The sequence below is a fragment of the Nocardia anaemiae NBRC 100462 genome (assembly GCF_001612725.1).
Classification (GTDB): Bacteria; Actinomycetota; Actinomycetes; order Mycobacteriales; family Mycobacteriaceae; genus Nocardia; species Nocardia anaemiae.
In genome coordinates, this window is sequence record NZ_BDAZ01000053.1 from 97671 (window position 1) to 113704 (window position 16034).

General features: G+C 66.6%; 14 protein-coding genes. 2 read left to right on the top strand and 12 right to left on the bottom strand.

The features are described from left to right. The first annotated feature begins 86 nt into the window (after window positions 1–86). Complete coding sequence (locus tag NA5_RS27565; RefSeq protein ID WP_062991125.1) at window positions 87–689, top strand: TetR/AcrR family transcriptional regulator; 603 nt, start codon at window positions 87–89, stop codon at window positions 687–689. Here NA5_RS27565 and truB read toward each other — a convergent pair. The 7 genes from truB to NA5_RS27600 form a co-directional block, all read right to left on the bottom strand. Beyond that, window positions 661–1566, bottom strand: coding sequence for a tRNA pseudouridine(55) synthase TruB (gene truB / locus NA5_RS27570; protein ID WP_062991127.1), 906 nt, complete (start codon window positions 1564–1566; stop codon window positions 661–663). The genes NA5_RS27565 and truB overlap by 29 nt on opposite strands. After that, window positions 1566–2237, bottom strand: coding sequence for a 4'-phosphopantetheinyl transferase Npt (gene npt / locus NA5_RS27575; protein ID WP_062991129.1), 672 nt, complete (start codon window positions 2235–2237; stop codon window positions 1566–1568). The genes truB and npt overlap by 1 nt, the downstream gene beginning before the upstream one ends. 160 nt (window positions 2238–2397) lie before the next feature. Continuing rightward, on the bottom strand, window positions 2398–3354 hold the full coding sequence (locus NA5_RS27580) for a metallophosphoesterase family protein (RefSeq protein WP_157110669.1): 957 nt from the start codon (window positions 3352–3354) through the stop codon (window positions 2398–2400). Window positions 3355–3423: 69 nt separating this feature from the next. Beyond that, window positions 3424–4377: a TIGR03943 family putative permease subunit gene (locus NA5_RS27585; protein WP_062991131.1), complete on the bottom strand. Its 954-nt coding sequence runs from the start codon at window positions 4375–4377 to the stop codon at window positions 3424–3426. Continuing rightward, the gene (locus tag NA5_RS27590) at window positions 4374–5378 is read right to left on the bottom strand and encodes a permease (protein WP_062991132.1); all 1005 of its coding nucleotides are present in this window, start codon (window positions 5376–5378) and stop codon (window positions 4374–4376) included. The genes NA5_RS27585 and NA5_RS27590 overlap by 4 nt, the downstream gene beginning before the upstream one ends. A gap of 207 nt (window positions 5379–5585) precedes the next feature. Then, window positions 5586–7670 (bottom strand): hypothetical protein, encoded by a 2085-nt coding sequence (locus tag NA5_RS27595; protein ID WP_063813620.1) that lies wholly within the window; start codon window positions 7668–7670, stop codon window positions 5586–5588. Window positions 7671–7679: 9 nt separating this feature from the next. Next, entirely contained in the window at window positions 7680–9362 is a 1683-nt protein-coding gene (locus NA5_RS27600) for an Hsp70 family protein (protein ID WP_062991136.1), read from the bottom strand. Window positions 9363–9473: 111 nt separating this feature from the next. On the opposite strand from NA5_RS27600, the gene NA5_RS42450 reads away from it, so the two are divergent. Continuing rightward, a complete protein-coding gene (locus NA5_RS42450) occupies window positions 9474–10517 on the top strand; it encodes a nucleotide exchange factor GrpE (protein ID WP_157110667.1) in 1044 nt (347 codons plus the stop codon). A gap of 245 nt (window positions 10518–10762) precedes the next feature. Here NA5_RS42450 and NA5_RS27610 read toward each other — a convergent pair whose 3' ends face one another. The 5 genes from NA5_RS27610 to infB all read right to left on the bottom strand — a co-directional run. Further along, entirely contained in the window at window positions 10763–12124 is a 1362-nt protein-coding gene (locus tag NA5_RS27610; RefSeq protein ID WP_062991138.1) for an MATE family efflux transporter, read from the bottom strand. After that, window positions 12121–13140: a DHH family phosphoesterase gene (locus NA5_RS27615; RefSeq protein WP_062991175.1), complete on the bottom strand. Its 1020-nt coding sequence runs from the start codon at window positions 13138–13140 to the stop codon at window positions 12121–12123. Before NA5_RS27615 ends, NA5_RS27610 begins: the two co-directional genes overlap by 4 nt. 22 nt (window positions 13141–13162) lie before the next feature. Then, entirely contained in the window at window positions 13163–13606 is a 444-nt protein-coding gene (gene rbfA, locus NA5_RS27620; RefSeq protein ID WP_040693060.1) for a 30S ribosome-binding factor RbfA, read from the bottom strand. A 103-nt stretch (window positions 13607–13709) separates the two neighbouring features. After that, the gene (locus tag NA5_RS27625; RefSeq protein WP_062991140.1) at window positions 13710–14000 is read right to left on the bottom strand and encodes a DUF503 domain-containing protein; all 291 of its coding nucleotides are present in this window, start codon (window positions 13998–14000) and stop codon (window positions 13710–13712) included. An 85-nt stretch (window positions 14001–14085) separates the two neighbouring features. Then, window positions 14086–16034 (bottom strand): translation initiation factor IF-2 (infB, locus tag NA5_RS27630; RefSeq protein ID WP_084484466.1); only part of this gene is annotated, 1949 nt, incomplete at its 5' end.

A 16034-nucleotide genomic window follows, 5' to 3' on the forward strand; every position in this document is an offset into this window, starting at 1 on the left:
GAATTCCTCCCTTCACTAGTAGACGTATGTCTACTAAGTCCGACCCTACGGCGCTTAGTAGACATACGTCAACTAAGCTCCAAGAGGTGACCCGCCGCCGCCTCGCCCCCGACGAACGCCGCCGCCTGCTACTGGACGCGGGCGCGAAACTGTTCGCCGAACGCGCCTACGATGCGGTGCTGATGGAGGATGTCGCGGCGGCGGCCGGTATTTCGCGCGCCCTGCTCTATCGCCACTTCCCGACCAAACGCGACCTCTTCGCTGGCGTCTACCAACTGGCCGCCGATCGCCTGCTGGTCGCCACGAAACTCGATACCGAAACCCCGCTGCCCGAACAGCTCGCGGCCGGACTCGACGAGCACTTCGACTACTTCGAGGCCAATGCCAATACGGTGGTGGCCGCCAATCGTCTGCTCGCGGGCGATCCGACCATTCAGGCGATCATCTCGGGTGAACTCGGCGAACTCAGAGTCCGTCTGCTCGACGTCATGGGCGTCGACGGCCATATCCGCGAGCTCACCTCATCGGTGCTGATGGGCTGGCTGACCTTCGTCCGGGTGCTATCGGTCGATTGGCTGGAGAACCGCACCTGCACCCGCACCGAACTCCGCGATATCTGCGTCGGCGCGCTGCTCGGCGCACTGGAACCACTTGGCGCGGTTAAAGATTCGACGGACGCACGACCATGACCGAAGCCGCGCGCTTACCGCTCTCCTGCAAGAGCGCGATCGCACGCCCGGACGGGTCGACAGCGGCGTAGACGCCCGCTATGCCGACCGGCTCGAGCCAGCGGCCGTTGCGCAGATCGTCGGCCTGTTTGTCATCGATATCGCGCCGTGGAAATGCGGTTCGGATAGCGTCATCGATATCCAGGCTCAACAGCGGTTCCTCGGATTCGGCCAATACGTCGAGGGTTCTGGCGTGCTCGAGGGTGAACGGGCCGACCCTGGTGCGACGCAACGCGGTCAGATGACCACCGACACCGAGTGCGGCGCCCAGATCGCGCGCCAGCGCACGAATGTAGGTGCCGGACGAACATTCGACGACGACATCCAGATCGACGAATTCCGAAATATCGCGGCGCGCAAGGATATCGAAGCGCGAGACGGTGACCGGGCGAGCGGCGAGCTGTACCTCTTCACCGGCCCGATGCCGGGCATAGGCACGTTCACCGTTCACTTTGATGGCACTGACCGTGGCGGGCACCTGCTCGATCTCGCCGGTCAATTGCACAGTGTGCGTTGCGATTTCGGCATCGGTGAGATGGGTCGCCGATGCGGTCGAGAGCACTTCGCCCTCGGCGTCGTCGGTGGTGGTGGCCCGGCCGAGCCGGATGGTCGCGGTGTAGGCCTTGGTGGTCAGGGTGAGCAGGCCGAGCAGTTTGGTGGCGCGTTCGACGCCGAGCACCAGTACGCCGGTGGCCATCGGATCGAGTGTCCCGGCGTGCCCGACCTTCTTGGTGCGCAATAGTTTTCGACACTTCGCGACGACGTCGTGACTGGTCCAGCCGCCGTCCTTGTCGACGATCAACAGACCACCGAGTGCGTCGATCCGTGCGTCGGCCATCAGTCGTGCACGATCGCGGTCAGGATGAGTCCGTCGCCGATCATCCAGCGGCCGTCGAAGGAAATCAGCGGCGCACCACCGTCGGTGACCTGTCCGGGCACCAGGATCTGGCTGTGGAAGGTGCCCGACCCCGCGCCGTCGGAGCTCTCGTCAATGGTGAAGGTGATGTGGGCGTCCTCGAAGCCGAGCCAGCGCGCGGTCAATGGCCACCACGCCTTGTAGGTGGCTTCCTTCGCGCAGAACAGCAACCGGTCCAGGTGCAGGCCGGAGCCGCCGACCCGTGCCAACCAGTCCCGCTCGGGCGGCAGGCTCACCGAATCCAGCACGCCCTCGGGCAGGGTGTCGTGTGGTTCCGCATCGATGCCGATCGAGCGGAACCGCAGCTTGTGGCCCAAGGCCGCGGCCCGATAGCCGTCACAGTGCGTCAGGCTGCCAACAATGCCGCGCGGCCACACCGGCGCACCCCGCTCGCCCTTGCCGATCGCGACCGGTGCCTCGCCCAGTTCCGCCAGCGCCAGCCGGGCGCAGTGCCGTGCGCCGATGAAGTCCCGGCGGCGCTTCTCCACCGACTTCTCGATGAGGTGCGCCTCGGCCGGATGCGGCTGCAGATTCTCGGGATATTCCAAGAGCTCCGCCGAAGCCACACCAGCGGGAAGAATTTTCTCGATCAGCTCGTCCGCCTCCCCGCACCTTCGGCCCGAGTGCCACGCGAGCGGCGTCCAGCGGTCAGGGGGCAGGTGAACGTGCCCGAACCCGACGAGTTACCCATGTACACACCAAATCAGTAGTTGCGCTGCGAATCAAATTGCCGCTGCGGTGCCGGTCAAGGGGTCATACGCCGCGGCGACGCTCGGCTTTGGCACGCATCTCGTCGGCCGCGGCCTCCATCTCGGGGGTGACCTTGAAGTGGCCGCCCCATTTGTTCAGCGACCCCGGCGGGTAGTCGGGAGTCGGCAGGATTTGACGCAACAACTGGTCGGGCAGTCCGCGGCGCTGCCATTCGCGGGGGTAGCCGAGCGATACCTCTTCGAAGCGCACGCCGTCGTAATAAGAGGTACGCGGGATGTGCAGGTGGCCGTAGACCGAGCAGACCACGTTGTAGCTGGTGTGCCAGTCGGCGGTCAGATCGGTGCCGCACCAGAGCGCGAATTCCGGGTACCACAGCACGTCGGTGGGCTGACGGACCAGCGGGAAGTGATTGATCATCACGATCGGCGTCTCGGGTGGCAGCGCGTCCAGCTTCCGCTTGGTGACCTGGACGCGGGCATGACACCAGGCATCCCGGGTCAGGTAAGGATCAGGTGAGAGCAGGAATTCGTCGGTCGCCACCACATTGCGTTCCCGGGCCAGGGCGAGGCCCTCGGCCTTCGTCTTGGTGCCCTTCGGCAGGAACGAGTAGTCGTAGAGCAGGAACATCGGAACCAGCGTCACCTGACCGCCGTACTGCTCGGACCCCGCGCCGGTCCACACCGGGAACGGATCCTCCGGTGTGATGACATCGAGATCCCGGCAGATCGACACCAGGTAGTCGTAGCGCGCGACACCGTGCATCTGCACCGGATCCTTCGCCGTAGTCCACAATTCGTGGTTGCCCGGCACCCAGATCACCTTGGCGAAGCGCCCGCGCAGCAGCTCCAGCGCCCAGCGAATATCGTCGGACTTCTCCCCGACGTCCCCGGCCACGATGAGCCAGTCCTCGGGCGAATCCGCGCGAATCTGCTCGACGACCGGACGATTCCCCTGGTGCCCGACGTGAATGTCGCTGACCGCCATCAACTTGGGTATCACCACACCTACATTGGCATATCCGCGCGCGTCGCCGCCGTTCGGCTCGGTGATCATGGGCGATGCCCGACGCTAGCGGCCGCGCTCGTACGGGCGGTCCGGAGCCTCGATCCGCTGGTAGTCGGTGACGACGATAGTGGGCGTGTGACCCGGATCCCGCTGGGCACTGCCGGATTCGACGACACCCCGGACCTCCAGCCACGCATCGTCCTCGATCACCTCGGACATGCCCGACAGGTGCACCAGAACGTACCGCGCATCAGCGACACAGCAAGTAATGACCACCCGGGCGAGATCCGCATCGGGCGTATCCGGATGCTGCTGCTCGAGATCCTTGGGCCTAATAATGAACCCACTGATCGTGACCTCGCGCCCGTCCAGGGAGTGACTGGAGTCCTGCAGCGCCCGATCCACCAGATCCACAATCGGCAAGCGCGGTGCGGGCTCGGCAGGCAGCGGAGGGAAGGCCCATAGCTTCGGCTGCTCCGCGGCGATGTCGCGCGGCACGACTTGAACGGGCGAACTGGTTACCGCCGCCCCCGCACCCAGTGCGGGTGGTGCGATGAGCAAGAGCGCGGCGACCGGCGCGAGCAACAACCATTGCGCGCGGCCGGAACCGTGGTCGTGCTCGCCATGCCCGCCCGCATCCTCGTGCCCCCGCGCGTCGGCGTGGCTCAGTGCGTCGTCGCGGCCGAATGTAGCTGCAACGCCGCCTATCTCACTGGCGTCGAATGCTCTGTGGCCCGGTGCGTCGTCACCGCCGAGCATGTTGTTCGGGCGACGCGTGTCGATGTGGCTGAGCACCTCACTGTGGCCGTGCATGTCGACGTGGTCGTCGGATGCGGTGCCGCGGCGGATATCCCGAATGATTGCGATCAGGGCGAGCAGGATGAAGCCGATGCTGCTGATCAGCAAGAAGGGGTAGAGGCTCGGTTTGACGTAGCGCAGGTAGCTGCCATCGAGGGTTATCCAGAGCACTGCGCTGCCGATGAGGAGCAACAGCAGGTTTTGTGCTTCTCGCCTCATCGGGCACCTCCGAGGAAGATGTATCCGGCGACAGTGCCGCAGGTCACGGCGACCGCGAAGGTCAAGGGGGCGAAGCGCATTGCGAAACGGCGGCCGAAACTGCCCGCCTGCATGGCGAAGAGCTTCACGTCGACGGCGGGGCCGACGACCAGGAAGACCAGACGCGGTAGCAGGGGCAGTGTCGACATGCTCGCGGCGACGAATGCATCGGCCTCCGAGCACAGCGCGAGCACGATCGCCAGCACCGCCATGACCAGGATCGCGACCACCATCTGCCCGGCCAACCGCTCGTACCAGGTAGGCGGAACCAGTACATGTAGCGCTGCGGCGGCCGCGGCGCCGATTACCAGAAATGCGCTGGCCTGCAAGAGATCGTGTCGCGCGGCCTCGGTGAAGACCTCCCACCGGGTTCGCCCCGTCACACAGTGGTCGCGTCCGGCGCCGCGCGGCAGCAGCCAGGCCGGGCGTCCGATTCGCGACCAGATCAGTCCCATCACCACCGCGGTCGCCAGCGAACCGGTGAACCGCGCGGCCACCATTCCCGGTTCCCCGGGAAACGCCACCGCCGTGGCGATCAACACCACCGGGTTGATCGCGGGCGCCGACAGCATGAAGGCCAAGGCGACCGATCCAGGTGCACCCTGATCGGTCAGCCGTCGCGCCACCGGCACCACACCGCACTCACAGCCGGGCAGCGCCATCCCGGCAAGTCCGGCGACGCCGATCGCGGCAGGCTCGTTGCGCGGCAATACCTTTCGCAGCAACTCGGGCGAGACGAAGGCCGCGATACCGCCGCTCACCAACACCCCTAGCGCCAGAAAAGGCACCGCCTGCACGAAGACACCCGCGAAAATCGTCACCGCGGTCTGCAATCGCGCGGACGCACCCACCGCATGCGCCAGCGGCACCTGCAGGACCAGCCCCAGGACGATCAGCGCGGCGAGCACATATGTCGAGGACACCCGCGTCCGTACCGTATTCACAGCGTTCTGTGCGAGCACGTTCCCATCCTGCCTTGCGCTGTCGGGGATTCTCGCTTCTGGGCGGTCACCCGCGGTGCGCCGCCAATCGCCTTTCGGCGCGCACCACCCGATGCACGCTCATCATCCCAGCACACCGGGCGGCCCATCGGCACACCACACGTAGCACTGTCGAAGTCCCCGCGGTTCATGGCCGCATCTCGAGATCCACCGCACGACCGATCTCGACTATCCGAACCAGCGGATCCGTGCGCTCGGCGCGAAACCCGCGGCGACCGTGAGCTTTCCGTTCGGTTCGCGGCGACAGGATGCGATGGCGATATGGCACGGTCGCGGAATATCGGGCGGAATACGGACGCCGCCATCGATTTCGTACCGCATATTGGTGACCTTCCAGGACCGAGCCTCGGGATCGTCCGGGGTGATCGGCGGTTGGTCGGGTCGCACCACGGCCATGACTTCGGTGACGCCGGTAGGCCAGATGAAGACCAGAAGTCCCGCCCGCTCGGCGAGGCCGCTCACCGCCGGGATGCCGCCCGGTGACGGATCGTCCAGCGGTTGGTCTTGTCTGCCTTGCGGTTTCGCGGCCTCAGCGATATCGGATCGGGTGATCTCGGAGTACCGGCCCGCGACGGCGGCGGCCACGGCGTACACCGGCTGCCCGACGGCGGGCGCGCCACCGTCCTCGAGTTCGGTCGCCTGTGTGCGGCCGACGACGCGCCAGGACCCGTCCGGCTGCAATCTGGTCACCCGGTAGGCGACGTTATCCGTCGACGTCGGCGACCACGCCACGAGCACCGACCCGTTTGCCAAACGGGTGGCCTCGACGCGCTGCGGCGCCTCGATCGGCGACTCCGCGAGAGCAGTGGCCGCACCGGCGTGATCGGCGCATACCTCGACCGCGGCGAGCAACCCGCGCATCCTGGCATCGGCCGGTCCCGCTTGCGCCGCGGCGACGAGGCGGTCCGCTTCGGCAATGGCCTTCCGGGCTTCGGCGAGCAACTGGTCGATATTCGGGACCTGGTCCGGCGGCAGCAGATCGGATGCGATGCGGCGCACCTGTTCCAGATGTGGCAGCGCCTCGACAAACCGCGTGGCCGCACACGCGGCCGTGGCATTGCGCCAGCGGACCTGTGCCTCGTTCAGTACGCGGTCCACCTCATCGGATACCGACCGAATCTGGGTGAGCCCTCCCCCATCCGGGCCGACCAGCCGGTGCGCCTCCTCGACATGCCGCGCCGCTTCTCGTGGGCGTCCCCCGCGCAGCGCCGCACGAGCGGCCTTGAGCGGTGCCTCCCAGAGTCTGGGGGCAGGTGGTATCGGTTGCGACGGGGCGGTGGACGCCGAATTCGATACTCGCGCACCGAGTTCCGCCGCGATCTCGGTCAGCACCCGGGTGGCGTCGGCACGATCCAGGCCCAATCGCATCGCCTCATCGAGCAGGTATCGGAAGTCGTCACCGACGAGTTCGTCCTCGACCAGCACCGCCGCCCTGACCTTCGGCCGCAACTCCGTGGCGACATCCTCGGCCACCGCCCGCAGATACTCCCGCAGCGTCGCTTCGTCCGACTCGAGTACATCCTGGATGTGAATCAGTAACTCGTCCAACACAACTCGGATACGTCCCGGCGGCAGCTCACGCGACCGCGCGCGTAGCGCCTCGGCGCGCAATCGAATCTCCTGGGACTGACCGGCTTTCGCCGGATCCACCCGTAGCAGCGCGAACAGCGTCGGCGTCGGTTCGCCGTCGACGAGCCGTTCCCATTCGCTGAGTAACTGCCGAATCTGATGTCTGCGTTGGTCGGTGAGCACACCGACAGGCGCGGGAGCGTCCTCGATGACACGATGCCTACGCAATCGAGTCGCGACGTCGGCGGCACTGAGCCCGCCCATCGCGCCGATCTCCTCCAGCCCGGGCACCTTCCCTGCCGGAACCCCGCCGTGGCGCTGCACCAATCGCGAGATCGCCGCGTCGAGCATCTCGTAGCGGTCCGCATCCCGCCGCTCGCGCATCTCCCGGATCCGCCCGGCTTCCACCCGACGCACCGCCGAATCCAGTAATACGCGTGACAACTTGGGATGCGCGTCCACCAGCAAACCGACGAGCACCCGATATTTCGGATGGTCGCGCTGGCGCTGCCAGAAGCCCCAGACCTCTTCGACCCGCGCGGCGATCTCGGCATCGCTCAGCGACTCCACCTCGTCCAGCGGAATGTCGTAGAGCTCGAACGGATCGGATTCCTCCAGCCCGCCGCGGCGCTCGACATCGGCGAGCACCCGCTTGCGGTAGTCGTTCGGATCGAACGCCTGCATGGTCACGGCTCAGCTGTCGCGGCGGCGGGTGCGCTGGACCTGATCGAGTTCGCGCGCCACATCCGCTTGTGACAGGGTCGCACCGGTTTGCGCGGTCAGGACCAACGGAATATCGGCATCGACGTGATGGCACGTGACGCGCAGGACACCGTCGAAACCCATCTCGAAGGTCACCCGCACCTCGCTGCCCTCGGGATAACCCGCGGGAATGCCACGAATGCGGCCTTCCACCAGCACCTTCGTATCCTCGGGTCGCGCCGATGCCGCCTGGCCCTGCTGTTCCACAATGGTCAGCGCGATTTCGTCCTGATCCGCGCGCACGGTGCCGAAGGAACGACGCACCTTCACCGGCAGGGTCGAGTTGCGATGAACCAACCAGGTCGCCGCGAGCCCGTACTGATAGTCGAGCGCGAGCACACCGAAACCACGCGAAACAACGGTATCGACCTGGATTTCCAGCATCCGGCGCACCAGCCCGACCGGTTGTCCGAAGGAGGCGGCGACGCGGGCGATCGATTGGTCGAGATCGGCCGGTGCGGCCTCCTCGAGATGCGCACCGTCACGCAGGCGGCCGCGCGTGGTGAGGTCGGCGAGGACCAGACGTTCCATCTCCAACTTTTCACCGTAGACCGCCGCGCCGCGCGCCACCGAGAGGTCGGGATCGCGCAGTTCGCCGGAGAGACCGAGTTCCTTGCGCAGTTCGCGTTCGACCATCGGCATACGCGAGGAGCCACCGACGAGCAGCAGGCGGTCGACGGATGCGGCGCCGCGCTTGCCCGCCGCGGCGAGACAGTCGCGGGTCAGGTCGATGGTGCGGCGCATGAGCGAGGCGGTCATCGCGTCGACCTCGTCGCGGGTCAGCGGGATCACCGCGCGGGCGCCGTCATGCGCGATCACCACGTCGGTGCGCTCGGCATCGGTCAACTCGCGTTTGGCGCGTTCGGCGGCCAGTACGAGCATCTGCGAACCGGCCGAATCGTCCAGCGGGTCTTCGGCATCCGGATTCGCCTCACAGAATTTCTGCGAAAGACACAGCGCGATGCGTTCATCCCAGTCCGCGCCGCCGAGTTGGTGATCGCCCTCGACCGCGAGCACCGAAATGCGACGGTCGGCGAGTTCGATGACGGTGGCATCGAAAGTGCCGCCGCCCAGGTCGTAGACGAGAACCGTCTCGCGCGGGCCCGACTTGCCGACGTCCACACTGCCGTCGAGTCTGCCGAAGCCGTAGGAGAGCGCCGCGGCGATCGGTTCGGAGAGCACACCGGCGACATCGAAGCCCGCATACGTGCCCGCCTGGATGGTGGCGCGCCGCTCCTCGTCACCGAAGTAGGCGGGCACGGTGATGACCACGCGTTTCACCGGCTCACCACCACTGAATTCGGCATCGGCGGCAAGGCTTTTCAGAATCAGCGCCGAAACGGCGGGCGCGGACCAGGTTTGCCCGTGCGCGGCGAAACGCCAATCCGTATCGCCCATCCGCCGCTTGACCAGCGTGCACACATGCTCCGGATCGAGCCGGGCCTGCCGCCGCGCACCCTCGCCCACCAGATGATCGAACGCCGACGCGAACAAGACGACCGAAGGCACCGTCGCCTCGCCGTTCAAGCCGATCATGACTTCGGGCCGACCATCGGCGTCTATCCGCGCGATCGCCGAATTCGTCGTACCAAGGTCGATGCCGTAGACCCCCATGGGACGCGATGGTAGCAGCCACCTCCGACACCAGCCCAGTTCCCAACAGTGGATCCCGATGCCGCCCAAAACAATCGATGCATCCCAACGAACTCGCGTTAAAGTGCCAGCATGACCGACCCCGCCGCGCCGCACCCCGAGGACCCCACCCCCGCCGCGCCGCAGGTCGAAGCCAACCCAACCGCACCGCAGGCAAGTCACCCCACCAGCCCCCGCACGCCACAGCTCGAAAACCTCAACAGCTCAACCGCGCAGGAGGTTGGTCACCCCGCCAAGCCCCGCACGCCGTGGGCCGAGAGCACACCCAGCCCAGCCGCGCCACAGTCTGGTCACTCAACAAATCCAGCCACGGCACAGGCCGAAACCCGAACCGGCCCTCTGCCACAGGCGAGTCCCACGAACAATCCCCTCACACCACAGTCCGAAATCCCCAGTTCCACGCCACCAGGCAAGCCCGTTACGCCACAGTCCGAAATCCCCATTCCAGCGCCACCGGGCAGGCCCGTTACGCCACAGGCCGACGCCCCCACGAACCCATCCCGGCCACCGGCTGGTCACTTCACCGACCCCATCACGCCCCAGGTCGAGACCAGCACCGATCCCACGCCACCGGCCAGTCACATCGCCAATCCCCTTGTGCCGCACGCGGACGGCTCGACCGCGCAGCAGACCGATTACTCCCACGCGCCACAATTCGAAAATCCCACCGACCCACTCGCCCAATTAGCGGAACGCATCGAAGACCTCACTCGGGTAATCGTTCGCCAAGCCACCACCATCGAGCGCTTGGCCGATGAGGCCAAGGCACGCGACCGCCGGGATCGCGCTGGCGCCGACCTACCGCTCGTCCTGGAACTCTTCGCCCTCCACACCGACGCCGCCGCCTGTGCCACGACTGCCGAATCCCCGCGCGAGCGTGCGGCATTCGAAGCCATCGCCACGCGCATCGAACGGCTCATCGTCGGCCGCGGCGGCACACTGGTCATCCCACAGCCCGGCGACACCTTCGACGCGCTCACCATGGAGGCGGCGGACGTCGCGAAGACCGACGATCCGGCCTTGGATCGCACGGTGGCATCGGTCGCGCAAACCGGCCTGACCGTCTCCGGGCGCTCAGTGCGTCCGGCAGGAGTGGTCGTCCACCGACACCACTGACGCCCCACTACCCGCGACACAAATCCACCCGACACAAGCAGCTGCCTGCGGACACCATCGACAACCCCACCGCGCCACACAAATCCGCCCAGCACGAACGGTCGCCCGCCGACAACCCACCCGCCACACAACCCAACCGGCAGGAATTGGCTATCCGCCGACACCACTGCCGAACTGCCGTCTCCGAGCACTACTTCCGCCCGCGAAAACATGCGCCGGGCGCGAACCGTGCCCAGCACATCCGGCTAAGCGCTGACGCGCGGAATCTCCGTGCCGATTCGGGCCCAGCGGCCGGATTCTGCGCGCCAGACCACGGCGATGAGGCGTAGGAGCATGAAGGCTACGAGGCCGGTCCAGATGCCTGCTATGCCCCAGTTGAAAATCAGGGAAACCCAGATGGCGGGGAGGAAGCCGAGAAGTGCCGCGCCGAGGGTGGTATTGCGGAGGTAGGCGGCATCGCCCGCGCCGAGGAGGACACCGTCGAGGGCGAAGACGATGCCTGCGATCGGGATGATGGCGACGAAGAACCACCAGGCTACGTGGGTGCGGTCGAGGACGGCCGGGTCGTCGGTGAACAGCTCGGGGATGACGGTGGCCCCTACGGCGAAGGCCGCTGCCAGCACCAGCGCGAATCCTCCCGACCAGCGAGTGATGCGGCGCGCAAGTCCGCGCGCACCGGTCGCGTCGCCCGCGCCGAGCGCCGCACCGACCAGCGTTTGGGCGGCGATGGCGAGCGAATCGAGGGTCAGCGCAAGGAAATTCCAGAGCTGCAGGACCAGTTGATGTGCGGCCACCGATGCCGCACCGAATCGGGAGGCGACGGCCGCGGCCGAGACGAAGCTGGCTTGGAAGGCGAGGCTGCGGGCGATCAGATCACGACCGAGAACCAGCTGCGCCCGCATCACCGACCAGTGCGGTGCCAACGGAACGCGTGCGCGCACCAGCGCGGTCAGGAACAGCCCGGCCGTCACGGACTGGCCCGCCGCATTGGCGACCGCCGAACCCGCCAGTTCCAGCCGCGGCGCACCCAGCAATCCGTGCACCAGCGTCGGGCACAGCACCCCTGAAACCAGCAGTCCCGCAACAACGAACAGCAGCGGCCGACGCGTCTCCTGCACCCCGCGCAACCACCCGTTACCCGCCATCGCGATCAAGATCAGCGGTACCCCGAACAACGCGATCCGCACCCAGATCAATGCCTCCCCCGCAATATCCCCACCACCCGCGATCACATTGATCAGCGGAACCGCAATCGCCTGCCCCACACCGAGAATCAGCGTCCCGACGATCACGGCGACCCAGGTCGCCTGCACCCCTTCCCCGATCGCACCATCCTCATCCCCCGCCCCATGTCGCCGCGCCGCCCGCGCCGTCGTCCCATATGACAGGAACGTCAGCTGCGAGCTGACCTGCGCCAGAATCAATCCGCCCACCGCAAGCCCGGCCAATGCCAAAGCCCCGAGCCGCCCCACCACAGCCAGGTCGAACAGCAGATAGATGGGCTCGGCCACCAGCACACCCAGGGTTGGCAAGGCGAGTCCGAGAATCCGTCGCGGCCCCGCCGCGCCGATCGGATCCGACGCGACCGCGCTGACCTCCGAACTCACCCGAGTTCAGCCAACAGAGCCGCGACTACCGACTCGGACGTGCCGTTGGTGGTGTACCCGGCCGCGAACCGATGCCCACCACCGCCCAAAGACGTTGCGACAGTAGCCACATCGACGCCATCCCGCGCCCCCGGCGCACTGTCGCGCGATCGCAGCGACACCGTCCACCGATCCGGAATCGTGCGGGATTCCTTGAACACCGCGGCGACCCCGGCCTCGGAGGTGGTGCGAACGATATCGACCACACTCTCCACCTCCTCCGAGCGCACCCCATCGACATCCTCGCGCCGCACAATCGCGTACACCAGCCCGGTCCCGCCACCGGCCTGCGGCTCCAGCCGAGCCGAGCCGAGCACCCGCGACAGCATCGGCAACCAGCCGAACGGATGGGTATCCATCAGCGAGCGGGTGATTTCGGCACCGTCGATGCCGGTGGCCAGCAGCCGTTCGGCCAGATGATGGGTGCCGGGCCGCACCCAGCGGAACGATCCGGTATCGGTGACCAATCCGGCGTAGAGGCAATGTGCCACTTCGGCATCGATCTGCACCTGCCAGGCATCGAACAACCGCGCGATCAGACTCGTCGTCGATTCCGCCCCCGCATCGATCACATTGATCGTCCCGAATCGGGTATTGGAGCGGTGATGATCGAACACCAAAGTCGTTCGGGCCCCGGCCAATCGGTCGGCGAGCACACCCAGCCGACCGGCACTGCCGCAGTCCACGCAAACCAGCAGATCCACTTCGGCCGGTACATCCGCGGGCCGCACCAGATGCCGCACACCCGGCAGCGTCCGCATCGTGGCGGGCAGTTCGGCGGGTTCGGCGAACGACACCCATACCGGGACACCGCGCCGATGCAGCACCAATGCCAGCGCCAGCCCGCTGCCGATGGTGTCGGCATCGGGCTGCACATGACACAGGATGGTGACCGAACGCGCCGCGCTCAATGCGGCGACGGCCGGTCCGAAATCGACCGAATCGACAGCGACCCCGCTACCCGGGTCGACGGGCATCGTCGTCATGGTCTACCGCACGTCACTCGTCGGATTCGCGTTCGACCTTGTACGGGTCGGCGTCGCCGGCGTGGGTGGCGGTGGCCGCCACCTTCGCGACCGCGTCATCTGCGGCCCGCGCCCTGGCCAATAGCTCTTCCATATCTCGTGCCGCGTCGGGCACCTTGTCCAGCACGAACGCCAGCGTCGGGGTGAATTTCACGCCGGTGCCCGCGCCCACCTTCGAGCGCAGCACACCCTTGGCCTTCTCCAGACCGGCGGCCGCGGCCGCGTAATCCGGTTCCACGTCGAGGGTTTCGCCCATCACCGTGTAGTACACCGTCGCCTCGCGTAGATCGCCGGTGACCTTCGCATCGGTCACGGTCACGAAATTCAGACGCGGATCCTTCACCTCGTATTCGATCGCGGTCGCCACGATCGCGGAAATCCGCTTGGCGAGTCGGCGTGCCCTGGCCTGATCAACCATGGCTGAACCCTCCTCACTACTGCTGTGTTCATTTTGCGGCGGGACCGGGGCCCTGCGTGGTTACGCAAGCTACCGCCTCCGGGCCCGTCGTTCCCGCCGCGGGTCAGTCTTCGGGTCCGAAGATCCTGCGGCGCACTGCCAGCAACTCTAACTCCGGACGAGCCGCGACGTGACGCTCACATTTGTCGAGTACCTCGGTCAAGTGATCCATACCGGAACTGACCACGGCGACTCCGAGCAGTGAACGACGGTGGCGGTCTTGTTCCCCACCCTCGGCGGCACTCACGCCGAAACGCTGCAATTCGGCCAGCACCGGCCGGATCACCGAACGCTTCTGCTTCAGCGAGCGCACATCTCCGAGCAGGACGTCGAACTCCAGTGCACCCAGGTACACCCAAGCCTCCTGTATCGGTGCCTACGAAAAGATTGTCTCGGTGGTCCGGCCCGGTGTCGACGGGCCGGACCACCGACGCACAATCTCAGTCGCGCGGCTTCTCGCGCAGTTCGTAGGCCTCGATCACGTCGCCTTCCTTGATGTCGTTGTAGGTCAACGTCATACCGCATTCGAAGCCCTCGCGGACCTCGGTGACGTCGTCCTTTTCCCGCTTCAAGGTGGAGATCGTGACCGTCTCGGCGACCACCAAGTTGTCGCGGAGCAGGCGCGCCTTGGCGTTGCGCTTGACCGAACCCGAGGTGACCATGCAGCCGGCGATATTGCCGACCTTCGACGAACGGAAGATCGCGCGGATCTCCGCCCGGCCCAGCTCGACCTCTTCGTAGATCGGCTTGAGCATGCCCTTGAGGGCCTTCTCGATTTCGTCGATGGCCTGGTAGATCACCGAGTAGTACCGGATGTCCACACCTTCGCGGTTGGCCAGCTCGGTCGCCTTGCCCTCGGCCCGGACGTTGAACCCGATGATGATCGCGTTCGACGCCGACGCCAGGTTGACGTTGGTCTCGGTGACACCACCGACACCGCGGTCGATCACCCGCAGGCGCACCTCGTCGTCGATCTCGATACCGAGCAGCGCCTCCTCGAGGGCCTCGACGGTACCGGAGTTGTCGCCCTTGAGGATCAGGTTGAGCTCCGAAGTCTCCTTCAGTGCGGCATCCAGATCTTCCAGGCTGATCCGCTTGCGGCTGCGCGCGGCCAGTGCGTTGCGCTTGCGCGCATTGCGGCGGTCGGCGATCTGGCGAGCGATCCGGTCCTCGTCGACGACGAGCAGGTTGTCACCGGCGCCTGGCACCGACGTGAAGCCGATGACCTGGACCGGCCGCGACGGCAGTGCCGCGACGACATCGTCGCCGTGTTCGTCGACCATGCGGCGGACACGACCGTAGGCGTCGCCCGCCACGATCGAATCACCGACGCGCAGCGTGCCGCGCTGGATGAGCACGGTCGCCACCGGACCACGGCCGCGGTCGAGGTGCGCCTCGATGGCGACACCCTGGGCGTCCATATCCGGGTTGGCCCGCAGATCCAGCGCCGCGTCCGCGGTCAGCAGGACCGCCTCGAGCAGCTGCTCGATGTTGGTGCCCTGCTTGGCGGAGATGTCGACGAACATGGTGTCGCCACCGTATTCCTCGGCAACCAGGTTGTATTCGGTCAGCTGCTGCCGGATCTTGTCCGGATTCGCGCCTTCCTTGTCGATCTTGTTGACCGCCACCACGATCGGCACATCGGCCGCCTGCGCGTGGTTGATCGCCTCCACCGTCTGCGGCATGACGCCGTCGTCGGCGGCGACGACCAGGATCGCGATATCGGTGGCCTTGGCACCACGGGCACGCATGGCGGTGAACGCCTCGTGACCCGGGGTGTCGATGAAGGTGATGAGCCGGTCGTTATCGCCCAGATGGGTGAGCACCTGGTAGGCGCCGATGTGCTGGGTGATGCCACCGGCCTCGCCCTCACGGACGTTGGCCTTACGGATCGTGTCGAGCAGTCGGGTCTTACCGTGGTCGACGTGACCCATGACGGTCACCACCGGCGGACGCTGTTCGAGGTCTTCCTCGCCGCCCTCGTCCTCGCCGTAGGTCAGGTCGAACGATTCCAGCAGCTCGCGGTCCTCGTCCTCGGGGCTGACCACGTGCACGACGTAGTTCATCTCGCTGCCGAGCAGCTCGAGGGTCTCGTCATTCACCGACTGGGTCGCGGTGACCATCTCACCGAGGTTGAACAGGGCCTGCACCAGCGCGGCCGGGTTCGCATCGATCTTCTCCGCGAAGTCCGACAGCGAGGCACCGCGGGCGAGACGGATGATCTCGCCGTTACCGCGCGGCAGCCGCACGCCGCCGACGGCGGGCGCCTGCATGTTCTCGTACTCGGCGCGCTTCGCCCGCTTCGACTTGCGACCACGACGCGGAGCGCCACCGGGACGACCGAACGCACCGGCCGCACCGCCACGGCCCCCGGGACCACCCGGACGAC